General features: G+C 72.5%; 15 protein-coding genes and 1 pseudogene. 6 read left to right on the forward strand and 10 right to left on the reverse strand.

The genetic code is table 11. The features are described 5' to 3' along the window. Nucleotides 1–363 precede the first annotated feature (363 nt). Nucleotides 364–486: a hypothetical protein gene (locus tag ACIQRL_RS17065; protein ID WP_401332016.1), complete on the forward strand. Its 123-nt coding sequence runs from the start codon at nt 364–366 to the stop codon at nt 484–486. Nucleotides 487–772: 286 nt separating this feature from the next. Here the strand turns inward: ACIQRL_RS17065 and ACIQRL_RS17070 are convergent, their stop codons facing one another. The 4 genes from ACIQRL_RS17070 to ACIQRL_RS17085 form a co-directional block, all read right to left on the reverse strand. Further along, complete coding sequence (locus tag ACIQRL_RS17070; protein WP_401332017.1) at nt 773–1,513, reverse strand: class I SAM-dependent DNA methyltransferase; 741 nt, start codon at nt 1,511–1,513, stop codon at nt 773–775. Nucleotides 1,514–1,708: 195 nt separating this feature from the next. Beyond that, nucleotides 1,709–3,292 carry a multicopper oxidase family protein gene (locus ACIQRL_RS17075; protein WP_401332018.1) on the reverse strand — a complete coding sequence of 528 codons (1,584 nt, stop codon included), beginning with the start codon at nt 3,290–3,292 and terminating at the stop codon, nt 1,709–1,711. A 616-nt stretch (nt 3,293–3,908) separates the two neighbouring features. After that, complete coding sequence (locus ACIQRL_RS17080) at nt 3,909–5,672, reverse strand: SpoIIE family protein phosphatase (RefSeq protein WP_401332019.1); 1,764 nt, start codon at nt 5,670–5,672, stop codon at nt 3,909–3,911. A gap of 53 nt (nt 5,673–5,725) precedes the next feature. Next, nucleotides 5,726–6,406 carry a class I SAM-dependent DNA methyltransferase gene (locus tag ACIQRL_RS17085; protein ID WP_401332020.1) on the reverse strand — a complete coding sequence of 227 codons (681 nt, stop codon included), beginning with the start codon at nt 6,404–6,406 and terminating at the stop codon, nt 5,726–5,728. Between the two features lie 645 nt (nt 6,407–7,051). Between ACIQRL_RS17085 and ACIQRL_RS17090 the strand changes: the two genes are divergently transcribed. Together ACIQRL_RS17090 and ACIQRL_RS17095 are read left to right on the forward strand one after the other, a co-directional pair. Further along, complete coding sequence (locus ACIQRL_RS17090) at nt 7,052–8,116, forward strand: NAD(+)/NADH kinase (RefSeq protein WP_401332021.1); 1,065 nt, start codon at nt 7,052–7,054, stop codon at nt 8,114–8,116. Between the two features lie 144 nt (nt 8,117–8,260). Continuing rightward, on the forward strand, nt 8,261–8,890 hold the full coding sequence (locus tag ACIQRL_RS17095; RefSeq protein ID WP_401332022.1) for a dihydrofolate reductase family protein: 630 nt from the start codon (nt 8,261–8,263) through the stop codon (nt 8,888–8,890). A 228-nt stretch (nt 8,891–9,118) separates the two neighbouring features. On the opposite strand, the gene ACIQRL_RS17100 is transcribed toward ACIQRL_RS17095, so the two are convergent. The 3 genes and pseudogenes from ACIQRL_RS17100 to ACIQRL_RS17110 all read right to left on the reverse strand — a co-directional run bounded on the left by ACIQRL_RS17100 (nt 9,119) and on the right by ACIQRL_RS17110 (nt 10,761). After that, nucleotides 9,119–9,757: a TetR/AcrR family transcriptional regulator gene (locus ACIQRL_RS17100; protein ID WP_401332023.1), complete on the reverse strand. Its 639-nt coding sequence runs from the start codon at nt 9,755–9,757 to the stop codon at nt 9,119–9,121. A 264-nt stretch (nt 9,758–10,021) separates the two neighbouring features. Further along, a pseudogene (locus ACIQRL_RS17105) lies at nt 10,022–10,198 on the reverse strand (HAD family phosphatase); the annotation flags it as partial. A gap of 86 nt (nt 10,199–10,284) precedes the next feature. Then, nucleotides 10,285–10,761 carry an Lrp/AsnC family transcriptional regulator gene (locus ACIQRL_RS17110; RefSeq protein ID WP_401332024.1) on the reverse strand — a complete coding sequence of 159 codons (477 nt, stop codon included), beginning with the start codon at nt 10,759–10,761 and terminating at the stop codon, nt 10,285–10,287. A 241-nt stretch (nt 10,762–11,002) separates the two neighbouring features. Between ACIQRL_RS17110 and ACIQRL_RS17115 the strand changes: the two genes are divergently transcribed. From ACIQRL_RS17115 to ACIQRL_RS17125, 3 genes are all read left to right on the forward strand, one after another. Continuing rightward, on the forward strand, nt 11,003–12,490 hold the full coding sequence (locus ACIQRL_RS17115; RefSeq protein WP_401332025.1) for an FUSC family protein: 1,488 nt from the start codon (nt 11,003–11,005) through the stop codon (nt 12,488–12,490). Nucleotides 12,491–12,706: 216 nt separating this feature from the next. Then, on the forward strand, nt 12,707–14,704 hold the full coding sequence (locus tag ACIQRL_RS17120; RefSeq protein WP_401332026.1) for a nitric oxide synthase oxygenase: 1,998 nt from the start codon (nt 12,707–12,709) through the stop codon (nt 14,702–14,704). Between the two features lie 179 nt (nt 14,705–14,883). Continuing rightward, nucleotides 14,884–15,930, forward strand: a complete 1,047-nt coding sequence (locus tag ACIQRL_RS17125) for a lactonase family protein (protein WP_401332404.1) — start codon at nt 14,884–14,886, stop codon at nt 15,928–15,930. A gap of 191 nt (nt 15,931–16,121) precedes the next feature. Here the strand turns inward: ACIQRL_RS17125 and ACIQRL_RS17130 are convergent, their stop codons facing one another. The 3 genes from ACIQRL_RS17130 to ACIQRL_RS17140 all read right to left on the reverse strand — a co-directional run bounded on the left by ACIQRL_RS17130 (nt 16,122) and on the right by ACIQRL_RS17140 (nt 18,943). Beyond that, nucleotides 16,122–17,042: a sirohydrochlorin chelatase gene (locus ACIQRL_RS17130; RefSeq protein ID WP_401332027.1), complete on the reverse strand. Its 921-nt coding sequence runs from the start codon at nt 17,040–17,042 to the stop codon at nt 16,122–16,124. A gap of 141 nt (nt 17,043–17,183) precedes the next feature. Next, nucleotides 17,184–18,215 (reverse strand): N-acetylglucosamine kinase, encoded by a 1,032-nt coding sequence (locus ACIQRL_RS17135; protein ID WP_401332028.1) that lies wholly within the window; start codon nt 18,213–18,215, stop codon nt 17,184–17,186. Nucleotides 18,216–18,265: 50 nt separating this feature from the next. Then, nucleotides 18,266–18,943, reverse strand: coding sequence for a uracil-DNA glycosylase (locus ACIQRL_RS17140; protein WP_401332029.1), 678 nt, complete (start codon nt 18,941–18,943; stop codon nt 18,266–18,268). Nucleotides 18,944–18,998 lie beyond the last annotated feature (55 nt).

Genomic DNA, 18,998 nt, shown 5'->3' on the forward strand with positions numbered 1-18,998 from the left:
GCGAGCTGGGTGCGCGGTCCGGGCGGGGGCGATCATCGATCGGTGTGGTCACACTAAGTGCGCCGTGACAGCCAAAACGGCACTGTCAGAGGCACTTTGAGCGGCACTTCGGTACACGGGCCGTGCCACTCACACCTCCCGGCCCGCCGGAGGCGAGGTCCCGCGGGACAGCTGATCCGCACCGGCTCCGCCGACGGCGCCCACGCCTTCCTCGACCGGCTCTCCCGCCGGGCCGGTGGCTGTCGTATTCCGTCGGAATGACCATCACAGCCGCCATCCCCCGGGCCGTGCTGAAGATCCCGAAGAAGGCGGCCACCGGCCTACGATCCGGGCGGCACCGAGCGTCCTGGCGCCTGGGTCGCGGTGACCGGCATCCCCGACCTGGGCACGCGGCCGAAGGCCATGCGGCTGATCGTCCGTAGGGAACAACCGCACCCCGGCGCCCAGTTGCGCTTCACCGATCTCGACAGGACGCGGCTGACCTGATCAAGCATGTGGAGTGCGTGGCGATTCCGGGGCCCCGGTCAAGGGCACCTGAACGTGGATCCCCCGACGCGCCCCAAATGTCCTGGCTGTGCTGGGAGTTGCCCTGACGGAGTTTGGCGGACACGAACCGGGACAATCCCGACCGTGAGGTTCGCTTGTCGATTCTCGGATAGCTGGGCGCGGCCAGTCGGTGGACCGCGCGGCCAGGACCGCGCGGCCAGGACTGTTGGGTCAGGGCTGTTGGGTCAGGAATGCGCGGCCGGGACCGCGAGGCCGGTTCCCGGCCTCAGGCCGGCTTGCGCCACACGGAGATGTGCTTCGCGGAGTCCTGGGCGAAGGGCGTACCGTCCCAGTCCGCGACGCGCCGTTCCAGCTCGAGGCCCGCGATCCGTGCCATCAGGTCGAGTTCCGCCGGCCACGCGTACCGGTGCCGGGAGGCGTCGCGGCGATAGCGGCCGTCGTCGCCGTCGCGGGTGAGGTGGTGCGAGACGAGGATCTGCTCGACGAGGTCGAACGTGTCGAAGCCGAGGTGCCGTTCGGAGACGTCGAACGGCACCGCGACCTGCCCGGGAGGCAGGAATCGCAGCGGCGGAACACCCAGCTCGACGACGAACCGGCCGCCAGGCGTGAGATGACGCGCGGCGTTGCGGAAGCACTCGACCTGTTCGTCCTGCGTCAGCAGGTTCGTGATCGTGTTGTAGACGAGATAGACCAAGGTGAACTCGCCGGGGACGACGGTCGTGGCCATGTCCCCGATGACGACCGGGAGCGTGTCCTCGTCGGCCTTGTGCCGCAGGACCGCCGCCATGTGCTCGGACAGTTCGATGCCCGCGACCGGCACGCCGCGTTCCCGCAGCGGGACGCCCACGCGTCCGGTTCCGATGGCGAACTCAAGTGCCCGGCCTTCTCCGGCGAGTTCGGAGAGAAAGGTGAGAGCCGGACCGAGAGCGACGGCCGAGGAGTTCTCGCTCTCCTCGGCGTCGTAGCGGTCGGCGGTCGCACGGCTCCACAACTCGCTGCTCGTCATGGGAGGCCACTTTGGCGGGCGCGGCGGGCCCTGTCGACGCATTTATTTGCGCCGACCCGTCGAGTTCGAGAGCCGGCTGCGCGAGCGGACGGGCCACCAGGGTGCGCCCGGTGGCCCGACGGCCCGTACGGCCGGGAGAGCGAGTGGCCTCGGCTCCGAACCCGGCCGGGAACCGAGCGCCGAGGCTCCGGAGGGTCAGGTTCCGTAGGCCAGGAGCGCCATCATCCCTGCCTCGCTGTGATACGCGTTGTGGCAGTGCAGCATCCACTGTCCGGGATTGTCGGCGTCGAAGACGACGGACACCTTCGACCTGGGCAGCACGATGGTGGTGTCCTTGCGCGGGCCGCCGTCGGTGAGCTGGTAGGTGTGGCCGTGCAGGTGCATCGGGTGCCACATCCTCGTGGAGTTGAAGAAGTCGATCTGGACACGCTGACCCTCCTGGACGAGCAGCGGGTTCGCGGTCGGGTCGGCCATGTCGAACTGCCTGCCGTTGATGGCCCAGTTGTACGCGTCCATGTTGCCGCTCAGGTTGACGCGGTGAACCAGGTCGGGGTCCTTCGCCTCCAGTCGTACGCCGTCGCTCGCGCGCAGTTGTGCGGCGGTCACCAACAGGCCGTCCAGTTCGGCCGGCCGCACGGTCGGCTCCGGCGCGCTTCCCGACCCGGTGCGCACCAGAGCCATACCTGCGACGTCCTTGCCCTCGGCGAGCGCGACGAGCGGGAAGACGCCGTCGTCAAGGGTGACCAGGACGTCGTACCGCTCGCCCATGGCGATCAGCACGGCGTCGACCTCCTGGTGCTCGACGGGGAAACCGTCGGTGTGCGTGACGGTCAGTTTGTGGCCGCCGAGCGCCACCCGGTACGCGGTGTCGGCGCCCGCGTTGATGATCCGGAGGCGGACGCGCCTGCCAGGCTTGCCGGCGTAGACGACCGGGTCGGTCGGCACCCGCCCGTTGACCAGGTGGTACGGGTACTTGACGTCCCCGGCGTCGCTGCCGAGCAAGGGACTGGAGGCGCCGCTGAGCCTGAACTTCGTCGGCGTGCCGTCGCCGGAGGGCGCGGACGAGGAAGGGGACGGCGAGGACATGGCCCCCTTCGAGCCGGTCGAGCCGGTCGGGCCGGTCCTCTTCGTGTCCATGCCGGGCATCTGATGGCTGAGTTCGGCGAAGACGTCGTCGGGCGTACCGGTCACACCGTCGAGCCAGTCGTCGAGGACGACGACCCACTCGTCGTCGTACGACAGCGGCTCCCTGGGGTCCTCGACGATCAGCGGCGCGTACAGGCCGCGGTCGACCTGGACACCCACATGCGGGTGGAAGAAGTACGTGCCGGGTGTGTTGGCGATGAAGCGGTACGTGAAGCTGGATCCGGCGCGCACCGGGGTCTGGGTGACCGGCGGTACACCGTCCATGTCGCTGCGCAGCGAGATGCCGTGCCAGTGGACGGACGTCGTGGTGCCGCTGGGCAACTGGTTGGACAGCTCAGCGGCGAGCGTGTCGCCCGTGGAGACGCGGATCTCCTTGCCGGGAACCTGGCCGCCGAAGGCCCAGGACTTGGCCAGGACACCGCCGCCCAGGTCGAGCGTGGCGGGCACGGCGGTGACGTTGAGGCTCTGAACCCTGCCCGTACCGCTCCGCTTCCTCTGGGCACGGGCGACCTGGGAACCGGAAGGGCTGAGGAGGGAGGGGCTGTTGGAGCCGTCGTTGCCGCAGGCGGCGAGCAGGCCGGCACCTGCCGCTCCCAGTCCGGCGAGGACGGAGCGGCGGTTGATGCTGTTCACGAAAGGTCCTCTTCTCGATGCGCGACAGGCATTGGGAACGGTCCACACACGGCTGGGCGCAGTCGAGGGACGCGGGAAGCCGTGGGGCGTGGCCTATGTGCGCGGTCGAGAGAGGGACGGCAGGTCGGGAGACGGAATCCGACCCGTCGCGCGGGGGAGTCGCCGACGTCGTGCTGACGGCCGGGTCGGGGAGCTCGTGGTGAACCAGTACGGCGACCACGGGGCACAGCGTCGCGACCAGACCGCGAACCCGGCGGGCGGCGCCACCGAACCGGGCCCAGGGCAACTCTCGTACCGTCATCAGGGGCGTCCGCACTTCCTGCGAGCTAGGACCGCCACCATACCCTGTACGGGTATGCGTACCCCGTAGCCGTCGATCAAGAATCAGCCGGATGCGGACCCTGGGTGGAGGGGCGTGCCCGTGCAGTCCGGGATGACGCGGTGGACGGGCGGTGCCGTCGGTGTGTCGGGGAGCCTCCGCCGTGTCGGTCCGTCCCCTCGTACGGCCGCGCTGCCTCCCGCCGACGGCTCCATCGCGGCAGACGTCGACCCCGGGCGTCCGTCCTGCCGTGCCCGTAGCGCGCGCGGCCCCACCGGGCGGAGCGGCCGGCGGCCGCTACTTCGCCGGGATCTTCTGCTCGAACCAGACGACCTTGCCGCTGCTCAGTCTCGTCGCGCCCCAGCGCAGGGCGAGTTGATTGACCAGGAAGAGGCCGCGGCCGCTCTCGTCCCCGAGGTCGGCGTGCCGCATCCTGGGCACCTGGGGCGAGTCGTCGGTCACCTCGCAGCGGAGGACATCGGTGCGCAGCAGCCGCAGCGACAGCGGCCGCGAGGCGAAGCGCACGGCGTTCGTCACGACCTCGCTGACCATGAGCTCGGTCGGATCGATCAGTGATTCGAGACCCCAGCGGCGCAGGGCCCTGCGGGTCAGCCGACGCGCCTGTCCCGCGGTCATCGGGTGCGGGGCCAGGTACCAGTAGCCGACGCTGTCCGGCGGAAAGCCCTCGAACCGGGCGGTGAGCAGGGCGATGTCGTCGTCCCGGGTCCCCGGGCTCAGGGTGCCCAGGACGTGATCGCAGAGCACTTCCAGCGAGGCGAGCCCCTTCGCCGTGCCCTGGAGACGGACCCGGAGCGCCTCGACGCCGCTTCCGATGTCCGTGTCGCGGGACTCGACGAGTCCGTCGGTGTACAGCACCAGGGTCGCCCCGGTGGGCGCGGCCATCTCCACCGACTCGAACACGACGCCGCCGACCCCGATCGGAGCACCGGGCGGGACCCCGAGGACCTCGGCGCGGCCGTCCTCGTGGAGCAGTACCGCGGGCGGGTGCCCGGCGTTCGCCATCAGCAGGCGGTGCGAGATCGGGTCGTAGATGGCGTAGAGGCAGGTCGCGATGTGGTCGCTGCCCAGCCGCTGGGCCTGCTCGTCGAGGTGGTGCAGGACCTCGTCGGGCGGCAGATCGAGACCGGCGAGGGTCTGCACGATGGTGCGGAGCTGGCCCATGATCGCGGCGGAGGTCATGGAGTGGCCCATGACATCGCCGACGATCAGGGCGACGCGGTTGCCGGGAAGCGGGATCGCGTCGTACCAGTCGCCGCCGACCTGGGCGGTCTTCGAGGCGGGGAGATAGCGGCTGGCCAGCCGGACGCCGGTGGGTTCGGGCAGCGACGACGGGAGCATGGTGTGCTGGAGCGTGTCCGCCACGGCGGCCTCGTGGCCGTACATCACCGCCTTCTGGACCCCGAGGGCCGTGTGCGTGGCGAGCTGCGAGGCGACGAGCAGGTCGTCGCCGGTGAAGACGGGGCGGTCCGCGCCCCGGAGCAGGACGACCATGCCCATGACGTGATGGCTGCCGTGCAGCGGGGCGATGATCAGGCGGTGGCCCGGCGGCAGCGTCCCCGGTGGGTTCGCCCCCGCCACCAGCAGTTCGGCGACGGCGGGCGCGTTGCCCGGCGCGTCACCGAACGCGGGACGCCCGTCCCGCAGCAGTTCCGCGAGCCGTCCGCTGCCGGCCGGCTCCACCCGCTCGGCGACCTCGGGGACCGCGGGCGGTGGCGGGGATCCGTCGGTGGGCAGGGGTGTCGGCAACGCCCGGTCGGAGCTGTGCAGTTGAAGCACGACGGGTGCCGCCGACTGTTCCGTGCCCACCGGCAGCGGGTCGTCGAGGTGGATGAATATCGCGTCCGCGAACGCGGGCACGGCCGCCTGCCGCAGCTCCCGGAGTGTCTCGTCCAGATCCATCCCGCGGGCGATCCGCCGCGTCGCCACATCGAGATACCGCAGGCGGTCGGTCTGCGGCACGCGGCCGTCCGTCACCGCGGCTGGTGAGGGGAGGCCCTGTGGCGGGGCGGTGCCCTCGTGGGGGGTGTGGTGCTCGGTCACGCGTTCTGTCCCGTCCAGTGGGTGGCGCGGTCCGCGGCTCGGACTCCGCCTCCTCAGTCCGCCCGTCTGCAGCAGAGGAACACCTGCTCCTCGGGCGGGACGTCCGCCACCGCGGGGGCGTACGTGTACGAGGTCTCCTTGACGATCTCGAAGCCCGCCTCCTCGATGACCTTGTGCAGGTCCTCCCGCAGATAGCCCGAGACCCTGATCGTGTTCCCGAGGAAGGGGATCGAGAAGTCGTCCACATCGGCCTCGACCATCGACAGGACGAACAGGCCACGGGGAACGAGGAGATGACGGATGGTCAGCAGAGCGAGGGGAATCTCCGCGCGCGGCAGCATCAGCAGCGAGAAGAAGGCGGCGACGGCGTCGAAGCGGCCGAGGTCGCGCGGGCCCCCCGGCCGCAGGTCGGCGAGGTCCAACTGGTGGAACGTCGCGTCGGGGACATAAGTGCTCGCGAGCTTCACCATGCCGCCGGAGAGGTCCACCCCCACGACCTCGAATCCGGCCTCCGTCATCTGGCGCGAGGTCGGCACGCCCGTGCCGCAGCCGAGATCCAGAACCCGTGATCCCCCGCCCAGCGATCCGATCAGCCACTCGCCCGCGGTGACCTGGCCCTCCTTGTGCGGGAAGGCTTCCTCGTAGCGGTCGCCGATGGCGTCGAAGGCTTCGGCCTGGCCTCTGCGGTCGAGCCGGATGCTCTCGTAATCAGTCCCGTGATTGCTGTTGATCACGAAAGGAACCTTTCATGGGGGCTATCGGAGTAGTCCAAAATTCGGATGAAAGCGGCCGTGACGGGATCTCCGAGCCTTGTCGGTCGCTCAGGAGACGTCAATTCGAGACGATAGTCGTTCAGTGTTCGGCTGGATGCCATAGTGTCCGAAATTGCTCGGTCGGCGGGACGGCCCGGACTCCGCGTGTCCGGCTGTCCGTCGCAGTCGAACTCGCCTTGCCCGCACGGATGTTGGGGCCCCCGAGGCGGCGCTGACACGGCCGGAATCCGTCCGGCGGACACGGTTGGCCGGAACGGGGCGCGGCGACAACTCCCCCCGCGATCGGGGCATGGCGGAGTCGGCTCTCCGTGGGCGGAGGCGGCGTGCTCGCCGGTGATGCGGCCTCGTACGCGTCGGTGACCGGCAGCTCGGCGGCTGTCTCCCGGCGCGACGGGTCTCTCTCGGTCCCGACGGTGACGACCGTCCAGGCGTGTCCGGGCGGGCCTGTCCCTCCGTACCGAAATGTCGTATTCATGGAAGGATCGTGTCCAGTCCTGGGTCCGAGTCCGGCAGCGGCCCGCCATGGTCCGTCCGTGGCGGTGCCATGGTCCGTCCGTGGCAGGCCCCGGTCCTGCGGTACCTGTTCACGTGGACGTGGAGGTTGCTGTGTCCGTACACCGCGTCGGCCTGGTCGTCCACCAGGGGCGGACGGCGGCCCGCGACGTCTCCCGCGCCGTGCACGTGTGGTGCGACGCGCAGGGCATCCGGTGCACCGAGATCGATGTCTGGGCCAAGGACCAGCAGCGTCGGGGCGGGCGGGCGGAAGCGGAGGCCGCCGGCAACCCGGACCTCGTCGTCACGCTCGGCGGCGACGGCACCTTCCTGCGCGGCGCCCGGATCGCCGTCAAGAGCGGCGCGACCGTGCTGGGCGTCGACCTCGGCAAGGTCGGGTTCCTCACCGAGGTGCCGGCGGCCGACGTCACCCGGGCGTTGCAGGCGGTCCACGACGGGAAGGTGACGGTCGAGGAACGGATGACGCTGACCATGCGCGCCTCCCGGGCCCTGGAGATTCCCTGGGGAATGGAGGCCCTGCTCCACTACGGCCGGGGTCCCGCCCTGCCGCCGCCGCAGGTCAGAGCCGAGACGACGGAGGGAGACGGCTGGGGGGTGGCCCTGGACGTCACGGCCCTGAACGACGTCGTCCTGGAGAAACTGGCCCGGGACCGTCAGGTCAGCGTCGGCGTCTACATCGCCGGACGGCGGCTGGCCTCCTACTCGGCGGACGCCTTCGCCGTCGCCACCCCCACCGGATCGACCGCCTACAGTTTCGCCGCCGGCGGTCCCGTGCTCTCCCCGCACATGGACGCGGTCGTCTTCACCCCGATCGCACCGCACATGACCTTCAACCGCAGTGTGATCGCCGCGCCGGACGAGCCCGTCGCCCTGCGGGTGCTGCCCCACTCGGGCCAGGCCGCCGTGAGCATCGACGGCCAGTTGCGCGGCGTACTCGACCCCGGCGACTGGATCGGTGTCTTCAGGGCTCCGCAGCGGGTGCGCCTCATCCGGTTGCACGCCACCGACTTCTACGGCCGGCTGCGCGACCGCTTCCGCCTCACCGACGCACCGGCCACGGCGGCCGACGGCGTGCCCGCCCCGTTCTTCCGCCCCGACACCCCCATCCCGCCCGACCTCGCCGAACTCCGCCTGCCACCTCCTTCGGCGGCCCGCTGACGGCGGGGCCCCGTCGCGGGGCACGCCGAGGTTCTCCGGGAGAAGCGCCATGCGGAGGTTCCCCGCGAGAAGGTGTCGATCCAGGTGTGCACCCGTACGACGCACGGGTGAGAGCGGGAAACCACGAACTCCAGGAGCACGGTCATGCCCAAGCTGCGCGTACACAACATCACCGTTTCGGTGGACGGTTACGCCGCCGGCCCCCACCAGCGTCTCGAACATCCGCTCGGCGAGGGCTTCGGGAGGATGCACGAGTGGATGTTCGCCGCCATGCGAGACCGGGCCGACGGGAAGGGGGGAATCGACGTCGAGTACGTGGAGCGCAGCGAGGAGAACATCGGCGCCACCATCATGGGCCGCAATATGTTCGGGCCCCAGCGCGGGCCCTGGGAGGACGAGTCGTGGACGGGCTGGTGGGGACCCAACCCTCCGTACCACAACGACGTGTTCGTGCTCACGCACCACCTGCGGCCCTCGATCGTCATGGAGGGCGGAACGACCTTCCACTTCACCGGCGAACCCATCGAGACGGTCCTCGCGCGCGCCTTCGAGGCGGCGGCGGGCAAGGACGTCCGGCTCGGCGGCGGACCGGCCACCGTCCAGCAGTACCTGCGCGCGGGGCTGCTCGACGAACTGCACTTGGCCGTCGTCCCGCAGCTCATGGGCCGGGGCGAGCGTCTGTTCGACAACCTCGGGGACGGGATCGACGGCTACCGGGTCGCCGAGCTGGTCGGATCGCCGGCGGCGACGCACGCCCGGCTGGTCCGCCGCTGACCACGTTCCGAGCCTGGCTGTTCCGTCGCCCACCGAGGCGAGGACGGTGAACGGTCCGCGGCAGCCTCCGGAACCCGCCTCTTCGGTCCGCCTCCGGGCGGTCACCGATTCGCGGCCCTGTCCCCGCGGACGGTGACCGGGGGCGGCCTGTCCCCGCGGATGGTGACCGGGGGGCGGCCTGCCTCTGCGGACGGTGACCGGTTCGCGGCCCGCCCCGCGTGCGCGGGATCAGTCCTCCTGTGCGGGTGTGCCCGGTCCCGGCGCGCCCATCCGCAGGCCGTCCATCACCAGGTCCAGCAGGCGCCGGGCGGGCGACTGCCAGTCCCCGTGCGGATCGAGCCGCCAGAGGCCGGACACGGCGAGCAGGAAGTCGTCGGGGGTCACCCCCGGCCGGATGGTGCCCGCTTCCTCGTTGGTCCCCAGCAGGAGCGCGACGGCCGAACTCAGGGGTCGGTGGCCCAGCTTCGTCAGCGCGCTCCGAGGTGTGCCGGTGGTCGGCCGCAGCGCCTCGGCCAGGCTCGCCTCGGCCATCGCGAACCGCGCGAGACCGTCCATCCACGCGCGTAGCGCCCGATCCGGTGCCTGGGTGGCGAGCAGATGTGCCGCCGTCTCGGTGACCTGCCGCACCTCATGGCGGTAGACCTCCAGAATGAGGGCCTCGCGGTGGTGGAAGTTGCGGTAGAAGGTCCCCTGGCCGACCCCCGCCTTCCTCGCTATCGCGCTCAGGGGTGTGTCCGCCGAGCGGGACAGCTCCGCCAGGGCCACGGCCAGGATGCGCTCGCGATTGCGCTGCGCGTCCGAGCGCAGAGATCCGTCCGGGCGTGCGGGCGCCCCCGAGCCCGCCGGTGCGTCCTTGTCGGGGTGCACGCGTACTCCTTCCGGAACGAAGGCCGGATTCCTCCCGGGGCACCGCCGGACCGCCCTCGCCGACCGGACAGCCGTACCGGGTCCGCCGATCGTGGACAACTGCCCGTTCAGGCCCCGCCTTTGGTGGCCGGCTTACTGCGCGATGCCGGCCGGAACAGGTCGCCGAGCGGCATTCTGGCGCACCCGGCGGGATTTCGGCCGCGGACCTTCCGAAAAGGTCGGCGGAAGTCTGACGGCGCAGGCACGCGCGGCCACGCTCGCCGGCCACGCGTACGCCGCCCGTTCCGTGAACTCGGCCTGCCCGCCGCGCAGCAGGAGATCGGCCCGTGCGAAGGCGGGGTCGTCGGCCCGCGCCGCGCCGGAGGGGACGGCGATGCAGCGCAAGCCGGCCGTGTGCGCGAAGGCGCCCGGCGCGGGGTCCTCCAGGACCACACGGTCCGCCGTCAGCCGCCGTCGTCAGCCGTGCAGGGAGTGGCGCTGACACTGCTCGGCTGCGGGGGTACCAGCCGCTATCGGGGTGGGGCCGCTCAGCCCTGCGCCGCCCGTCCGATCGACTCCACCAGCGGCAGCAACCGGTGCGGGACGCGTTCGCGCAGGGCCACCTCGGTCCGGGTGCGGACCACGCCGGGCAGACTGATCAGCGCCTGGATCACATCCTCCAGGTGGGCGTTGTCCCGCGCCGCGACCCGGGTGATCAGATCGCCGCCGCCGGTGATCGAGAACGCCTCGATGATCTCCGGTACGGCGGCGAGGGCGTCGCCGACGTCGTCGAGATGGCCCTGCGTGACCTCGATGTGCACGAAGGCGAGCACGGGGTGGCCGAGAGCCGCGGGGGACAGCGACGGGGCCGTCCCGGTGATCACCCCGTCCCGCTCCAGCCGGTCCAGGCGGGCCTGAAGCGTGCCGCGGGCGACACCGAGGACGCGGGCGTATTCGCGGACGCTGGTACGCGGCTGCTCCAGAAGCAGTCGCAGGATGCGGGTGTCGAGTTCGTCGACGGCCATGGTCCGTTGGCCTCCCTGTGGCCGACAATGATCACTTTCCACTGTACCAATGGCCCAGCTGAAACCGCGCCGGTTGAGCCAGTTCCCGACTGCCGCTTACCTTGTCCCTATTGATGGCGCTGCGCAGCGCCGGACGGCAACGACGCCGTACCGGACCCGCGGCGCCTTTCGCATGTGCGCTGCGCATGCCGAACCTTGTACTGAAGTGCGATGTGGGGGCGGGCCGCCGACGGTGAAGAAGATGTTCATGGCTCCGGATCCGGGACTGTTCCGGCTGCGGGTCTCGCTCCGGGCGGTGCTCGGTATCGGCCTCGCGGTCGTCCTGTGCCAACTGGCCGGGCTGTCGCTCCCCGCGTCGATCGCCGGAGGGCTCGCGGCGCTCCTCGCGCTGTTCACGGTCGGTGACCCGACGGTACGCGGCCAGGCCGGCACCACCGCGCTGCTCCCGCTGGCCGGTCTCCCGGTCCTGACGGTCGCGACCGCCTTGCACGGGATGCCGACACTGCGGGACGCCAGCTGGCTCGCCGTGGTCTTCGCCGGGGTGTACGCCCGCCGCTTCGGCCCGCGCGGCCACGCGCTCGGCATCTTCGCGTTCATGATGTTCTTCACCGCCCAGTTCCTGCACGCGGTGCCCGGCCAGCTCCCGCAGCTGTACGCCGCCGTCGCCCTGTCGCTTGCGGCGACCTCGGCCGTGCGGTTCGGCGCCTGGTGCGTCGAGCGGCGCAGTCCGCTGCCCGCCGCGCCGCGGCCGCTCGACGGACGCGGGCTGGCGCGCCCCGCCACCCGCCAGGCCTTCCAGGCGACCGCGGCCTGCGCCTTCGCGCTCACCGCGGGCCAGGTCCTCTCGCACGACCGCTGGTACTGGGCCGTCGGCGCCGCATGGTGGATCTTCGTCAACACGGCCTCGCGCGGCGAGACGCTGGTACGCGGCTTCCGGCGCGTGCTCGGCACGCTCACCGGGATCGTGGCCGGGTTCCTGATCGCCGTACCGCTGCACGGCGCACCGGCGCCCACCCTCGCCCTCGTCGCGGTGAGCGTCTTCGGGATCTTCTACACGGCCGCGCTCTCGTACAGCTGGATGATGTTCTTCGTCACCGTCATGGCGGGCCTGCTCTACGGGCTCCTCGGCGTCCTGCACCCCGGGCTTCTGGGACTCCGGCTCGCCGAGACCGGTGTCGGCGCGCTCGGCGCGGCACTCGCGGTCGCGCTCGTCCTGCCCATCACCACGCACACGGTCACCGACCGGTGGATCGAGCGCGCCCTGCACGCCGTGCACGGCTGTACCTCGGCGGCGGCCCGGCGGCTCGCGGGCGACGCCCTGGCCGACCCCGCGCCGCGTGCGGGGGAGCTCGAAGCACTTCTGGGGCGCGTGCGGATGGCTGTCGCGCCCCTGGTGCATCCGCTCAACCCGATGCGCCGACGCAAGGAACGGGCCCGCGCGATCCTCGCCCTCCTCGACGACTGCGCCCGCGAGGTACGGGGTCTCGCCGCCGTCGCCGCCGACCCGGACGCCTCGCACGACGCCCACCTCACCGCGGCCTGCCGACGGGTCGAGACAGCGATGGAGTCGCTGGTCGGCGCCATACCGGGGAGCGCTCCGGCGGCCCAGCACGGCGTCCCCGGTCACCACCCGGGTGCCGAGCAGGCGCTCGTCCACCTGCACGGCCTGGAGCGGGCGCTCGTCGAGCTGGAGACACCGCTGCGCGGCTCGCTGCTCGTCGCCGCCTGATCCCTCCGGGGCGCTTCCCCCGGCGTCCCGCGGCTGCCCGCAGCCCTGGGACGCCGCCCTCGCTCTGTGGACACGGGCGCCCGGAATGGGGCAGATTTACCGGCCATCCACAGGGCGGATCGCCGCACCCGCCGGGCACCTCCGCGGCCGCCGGACGTACGGACGCCGCGGACCGTGCGGGAGCGGCCCGCGGGCGGAACTCTTGGGGGCGGCACCATGCGCGACTTCCCGCGCGACACCACACACGAAGAGCGCACGGCCGGCAGACCGGACCCGGGGCACCCGGGCCCCGGAGGCGACGGCGCGGCCGGCTGGCTGGACCGGATCCGGCACGACGACGAGCACGAGGGTGAAGATCCGGAACGAGGGCACGGACGCCCGCTGGACGGCCTCGGAGCGACCCCCGCCGCCATCGCCCCGACGCCCACCCCCGAACCGCCCGGCGACCACCGTACGGACTCCACGAGACCTCCCGCCCCGTACGTGCCCGGTGTCCCCGCCGACGGCCGGGGGGACCTCGGGCGGTCTCCAGCCCTGTCCGCGTCCGATGCCTCGGCCGAGCGTCGCGGCGACCCCGTGCGGCCGCGCGATCTGTACGCACCCACCGTGCCTGCCGCCCGTCGGGGGGACCCCGCTACGCCCCCTGCCCCGTACGCGCCCGATGCCCCGGCCGACCGGCACGGGGACGCCGTCCAGTCGCGCGGACCGCACGCGGCCCGGAACACCCGCCGGGCGGACGACGTGTCCCCGACCGCCGTTCCGGCCGACGCCCACGCCGTGGACGTTGCCGCGGCGGCCCGCGCCTTGTCCGCGCGGGTGGACGCACTGGCAACGCTCTGGCCCGAACGGGGCGCCACCCCGATCCCGGGGCTGCGCGGGCGGCTGATGGCCGGGGAAACCGCAGCCGAGGCGCTGACCCGTCCGGCCCGGGATCCCGGCCGGACGGGGCCGGACACGCGGACGGGGCCGGACACGCGGACGGGGCCGGACACGCGGACGGGGCCGGACACGCGGACGGGGCCGGACACGCGGACCGGCGCCGGGTGCGGGGGCGGTCCCGAGCGGAACGAACCGGGCACGGGCCCGCAGCGACGCGCCCCGCGATCGCCCCACGACCTCCTCCGCGCCGCCGCCGAGTTCATCACGCTCCACCACACCGAGGAGCGCCTCGGTGATCCGGCCGGGCGGATCACCGCTGTCCGCGCGGAGATCGCGGACACGGGGACGTACCGGCACACGACCCGGGAACTCGTCTTCGGCGCGCGGGTCGCCTGGCGCAACGCCAACCGCTGCATCGGCCGGCTGTACTGGAACTCGCTGAGCGTGCGCGACCGCCGGGACGTGCACGACGCCGGGGAGGTCGCCGAGGCCTCGGCCGACCACCTCCGGGAGGCCACCCGCGGCGGCCGGATCCGCTCGCTGATCACGGTCTTCGCGCCCGACACGCCGGAGCGCCCCGGCCCCAGGATCTGGAACGAACAGCTCGTCCGGTACGCGGGCTACGCGCGCCCCGACGGCGGTGTGACCGGTGACCCGCGCAACGCCGGTCTCACCGGGGCGGCCCGTCGGCTCGGCTGGCCCGGCGGCCCCGGCACGCCCTTCGACGTCCTGCCGCTGGTGATCCAGGACTCCGGCGCCGAGCCGCGCTGGTTCGCGCTGCCCCAGGACGCGGTGCTCGAAGTGGAGCTGGGCCACCCCGATCACCCCTGGTGGCACTCACTCGGGCTGCGCTGGCACGCGGTGCCCGCCATCTCCAACATGTGCCTGGAGATCGGCGGTGTCTGCTATCCGGCCGCACCCTTCAACGGCTGGTACATGGGAACGGAGATCGGCGCCCGCAACCTCGCCGACACCGACCGTTACGACCTCCTGCCGTTCATAGCCGACCGTCTGGGCCTCGACACCCGCACCGACCGGTCCCTGTGGAAGGACCGCGCCCTCGTCGAACTCAACCGCTCGGTCCTGTACTCCTTCGACCGCGCGGGTGTCACCGTCACCGACCACCACACCGAGTCCCGGCGCTTCATCACACATCTGGGACGCGAGGAACGCAGAGGCCGTCCGGTGGGCGCCGACTGGTCGTGGATCGTGCCCCCGATCTCCGGCAGCGCCACGCCGGTCTTCCACCGCACGTTCGACACCGTCGAACGGACTCCGGCCTACGTCCACCACCCCGAGGCCATGGAACGGGCACGGGGCGCCGTCCCGTTCTAGCCCGTCGCTCGACCGACCGCTTCGGCCCACCGTTCCCCTGCGTTCCAGTCGGTTCCCGCCCGTTCCGGTTCGTACCAGCCCGTTCCAGTCCGCCGACCGGACCACCCGCTCTGGTCTAGACCGCGGTGTCCCGACTGCTACCGTCGCCCCCGATGACGCGGGACCGAGAGGGGACAGCAGTGGCAGACGGCGGCAGGCGGCAACAGCGGGCGTTCATCGGCTCGTTCACGGCGGCGGGAGGCCGCGGTGTCCTCACGGCGGCCGTGGATCCGGACAGCGGCGCGTTGACCGTCCTGAGCGCGGTCGACGGCGTACCGGACCCCTCGTATCTCGCCCTGTCGCCCGCACACGACGTGCTGTACGCCGTCAGCGAGACCGCCGAGGGTGCGGTGGCCGCCTACCGCGTGCACGGCGACACACCGGAGCTGACCGGTCCGCCGGTCCGGACCGGCGGCAGCGGCCCCACCCACCTCAGTCTCTTCGACGGACACGTCCTGACCGCCGACTACGGCTCCGGCAGCGTTTCCGCCGTGCCCGTCCGACCCGGCGGCGGGCTCGGCGTGACCGCCTCCAGCGTCCTGCGGCACACCGGTTCCGGTCCGCACACGAAGCGGCAGCAGGGTCCGCACGCTCACCAGGTACAGCCCGACCCGACCGGCCGCTGGGCGGTCAGCGTCGACCTCGGCACGGACTCCGTCCGGGTGTGCGCCCTCGACGGCGGCACGCTGACCCTGCACCGCGAGATCGCCCTGCGCCCAGGTTCCGGACCGCGCCATCTCGCCTTCCACCCGCGGGGCGGGCACGCGTACGTCCTCAACGAACTCGCCCCGACCGTCACGGTCTGCCGTTGGGACGCCGCCGAGGGCTCCCTGCGGCCCGTCGGTGAGACCCCGGTGCTGACCGGTGCCCCGGACGGTGACGCGTACCCCTCGGGCATCGTCGTCTCGCCCGACGGCCGCTTCGTGTGGACCGCCACCCGTGGCCAGGACGTCGTCTCCGTGCTCACGCCCGACGCGGTGGGCGACGGGCTCGGGCTGGTCGCCACGGTGCCCTGTGGCGGCGTCTGGCCCCGCGCGCTGGCCCTCCACCCCTCGGGCCGCTTCCTGTACGCGGCGAACGAGCGTTCCGGCGACGTGACCTGGTTCACCGTCGACCCGGACACGGGCGTGCCGTCCCGCGCCGGTTCGGTCGAGGCGCCCGCGGCGTCGTGCGTCGTCTTCGGCTGACCAGGCTGACCAGGCCGACCAGGCCGGCCCAGGGGATGCGCACCGGGCACCCCCTCCCCGCGGCCCGCCGAGCCCCGAGCGCGCCGGGTACGCCGAGCGCCCATGGGAAAGGGCCCCTCCTGTCACAGGAGTGGGCCCTTTCGATGTGCGGGTTGTACGGGTAGTGCGGGCTGTGCGGGTGTGCCGGCCGACTAGAAGGCCGGCGCTCCCTGGCTCTGCGGCGGCGCGATGCCCAGCGCCGACGTGTACTGGGCGAGCGCGAGCTTGCCGATCGCCGGGTACGGGCCGAGGGCCTCGGCGGCGCTGCAGCCGGCTTCCTTGGCCGCCGCGTCGAGCAGACCCGCGTCGAGCTCCGGACCGATCAGGTACGGGGCGAGCGCCAGCTGCTGCGAACCGGAGCCGCGGAGCTGCTCGGCGATGGCCGCGATGGAACCTTCCTCGTCGAGCGCCGCGGCCATGACCGGCACGGCGAGACGCGCGGCGAGCAGCATGCCGGTGATCCCGGCCGCCTGCACGGCGTCCTCGCCGCCCACGGTGGCGAGCACGATGCCGTCGGCGGCGGTCGCCACGGTGAACAGCCGGGCGCGGTCGGCGCGGGCGAGACCGGCCTCGGACAGGCGCACGTGCAGCGCCTCGGCGAGCAGCGGGTGCGGGCCGAGGACATCGGTCAGTTCGGCCGCGACGCGGCTCTCCATGACCGCCTGGCGGATCCGGCGCAGCAGGGCGTTGTCCGGACCGGCGAGCAGCGGCACCACGATGCCGACCGGCCCGTCGGGCGCGGTGACGTCGGAACCGGCGGCGCGGGCCTGCTCGAAGCGCGCGGTGCGCTCCTCGGCGGCGTGGGTCAGCACGGACTGCAGCGTGGGGAACTCGTCGTCCCCGTCCAGGTAACCGATGCGGGCATCGAGGCCGGGGAGCTCGGAGCGCGCGATGCTCACGACCTCCTCGGCGAGGCTGCGCGTGGCCGCGCTGGGGGTGCCCGGCACCGCGAGGACGAGCGCGGGCGCGCCCTCGGGAGCCGCCAGGGGTTCCGGACGGCGGTGCCGCCCGGCTTGGCGGGGTCGCGGCATTCGTACTGGCAGGCCGGACGCGGGCCCAGTGGGGGAGCTCATGGCGCCGCATGTTACTGGTTTCTCGGGTTCCCCTGTTCGGGGAGGGTGCAGGTGAGCGGTATCCGTCCGCTTTTGTCTGATGAGTTACGTACGGATCAGAAGTGATCAGTAATCGTGGACTTGTCGGTCCTGCGGTGAATTTCAACCATCGATTTCCGGATACGTCTTTTCGGCCGCCACGAACAACAGTCGCTCGTCCGCGGGCAGTGCGAGCAGGCCGTTCGCCAAGTCGGCGGCGATCCGGAGCGCGCCGTCGAGCGGGTCGCCCGTGGCCGGTACCCGCCGGGCGTGCGGCAGCCGCTCGGCCAACTCCTCTCCCAGTGGGTCGAGGAGCGGGGCACCCATGTTGAACAGGCCCCCGGTGAGTGCGAGATGGGGCTCACCGTCCATCGGGCACGCCGCCGCGGCCGACTCGGCGATGTGCCGTGCGGCGGCCCGCAGGATGTCCGCCGCCACGGGATCGCCCTCGGCGCGGGAGGCCACCTCCGGGGCGAAGGAGGCGAGCACGGCGGGCCGGTCGGTGCGCGGGTACAGCCGGCCAGGCAGTTCCGGCATCGGCCCGAACATCTCCTCGGCCCGCGCGAGCAGTGCGGCCGAGCCGCCCGGGCGGCCGTCGAACGCCCGCAGGGCCGCCTCCAGGCCCGCGCGCCCGATCCACGCGCCGCCGCCGCAGTCGCCGAGCAGATGGCCCCACCCGTCGGCCCTGCGCCACGACGTGAGGTCGGTGCCGATCGCGATCATGCCGGTGCCGGCCGCGATCACGACACCGGCCTGGGGGCCCAGCGCGCCCGTGTACGCGGTCACCGCGTCTGCCGCCAGGGCGAGCCGTCGTACTCCTAGTTCACGCTCCAGCGCCGCCGGCAGTTCGTCCCGCAGTTCGTCGCCGAGCGTGGCCAGGCCGGCCGCGCCGACGGCGACCGCCCCGATGCGTTCGGTCCCCGCTTCGGTCATCAACCGGCGTGCCATCGGCAGCAGTTGATCCAGCAGATGCCCGGCCGAGATCCCGCGCGGGCCGGTACGGACCGGCTCCCGGGAGGTCAGGGGTTCACCGAGCGGGGCCGGGGGAGGGGGCGGTGCCGGCCCATCGCGTACGGGGGAGCCGGCATCGCCTGTCGCCCCGTACGCGGCGAGAGCCACCCGCAGTCCCGAACCGCCGGAGTCCACGGCCAGCACGACGGACGGCCCGGGGCCGCCCGGCCGTCCTCCGCGAACACCGTCGGACCTCACGGCAGGCGCCAGTCCACCGGCTCGGCTCCCTGCCTGGCCAGCAGGTCGTTGGCGCGGCTGAACGGGCGGGAACCGAAGAAGCCGCGGTCGGCCGACATGGGTGAGGGGTGCGAGGACTCCACCGAGGGGAGATCGCCGAGCAGGGGGCGCAGGTTGCGGGCGTCGCGGCCCCACAGGATCGACACCAGCGGGCGGCCGCGGGCGGCCAGGGCCCGAATCGCCTGTTCGGTGACTTCCTCCCAGCCCTTGCCGCGGTGTGCGGCGGGGCTGCGCGGAGCCGTGGTGAGCGCCTTGTTGAGCAACAGCACGCCCTGTCTCGTCCAGGGGGTGAGGTCACCGGTGGACGGCTGGGGCGCCCCGAGGTCGGTGTTCAGCTCGGTGAAGATGTTGATCAGGCTGGGCGGCAGCGGACGTACCTCCGGGGCCACCGAGAACGACAGCCCCACCGCGTGTCCCGGTGTCGGATAGGGGTCCTGTCCGACGATGAGGACACGTACCTCGTCGAAGGGCTGCTGGAAGGCTCGCAGGACATTCGCCCCGGCCGGTAGGTAGGTGCGTCCCGCGGCGATCTCCGCGCGCAGGAAGTCGCCCATCTCGGCGATCCGTCCGGCCACGGGGTCGAGGGCTTTCGCCCAGCCCGGTTCGACGATCTCATGCAACGGTCGTGGTGCCACGGGCGTCACCCTACTGCCGCATCCATGGCGGAGATCAAACCGGTGGCCGTCGCGC

The organism is Streptomyces sp. NPDC091209, from assembly GCF_044757755.1.
In the GTDB taxonomy this organism is placed as follows: domain Bacteria; phylum Actinomycetota; class Actinomycetes; order Streptomycetales; family Streptomycetaceae; genus Streptomyces.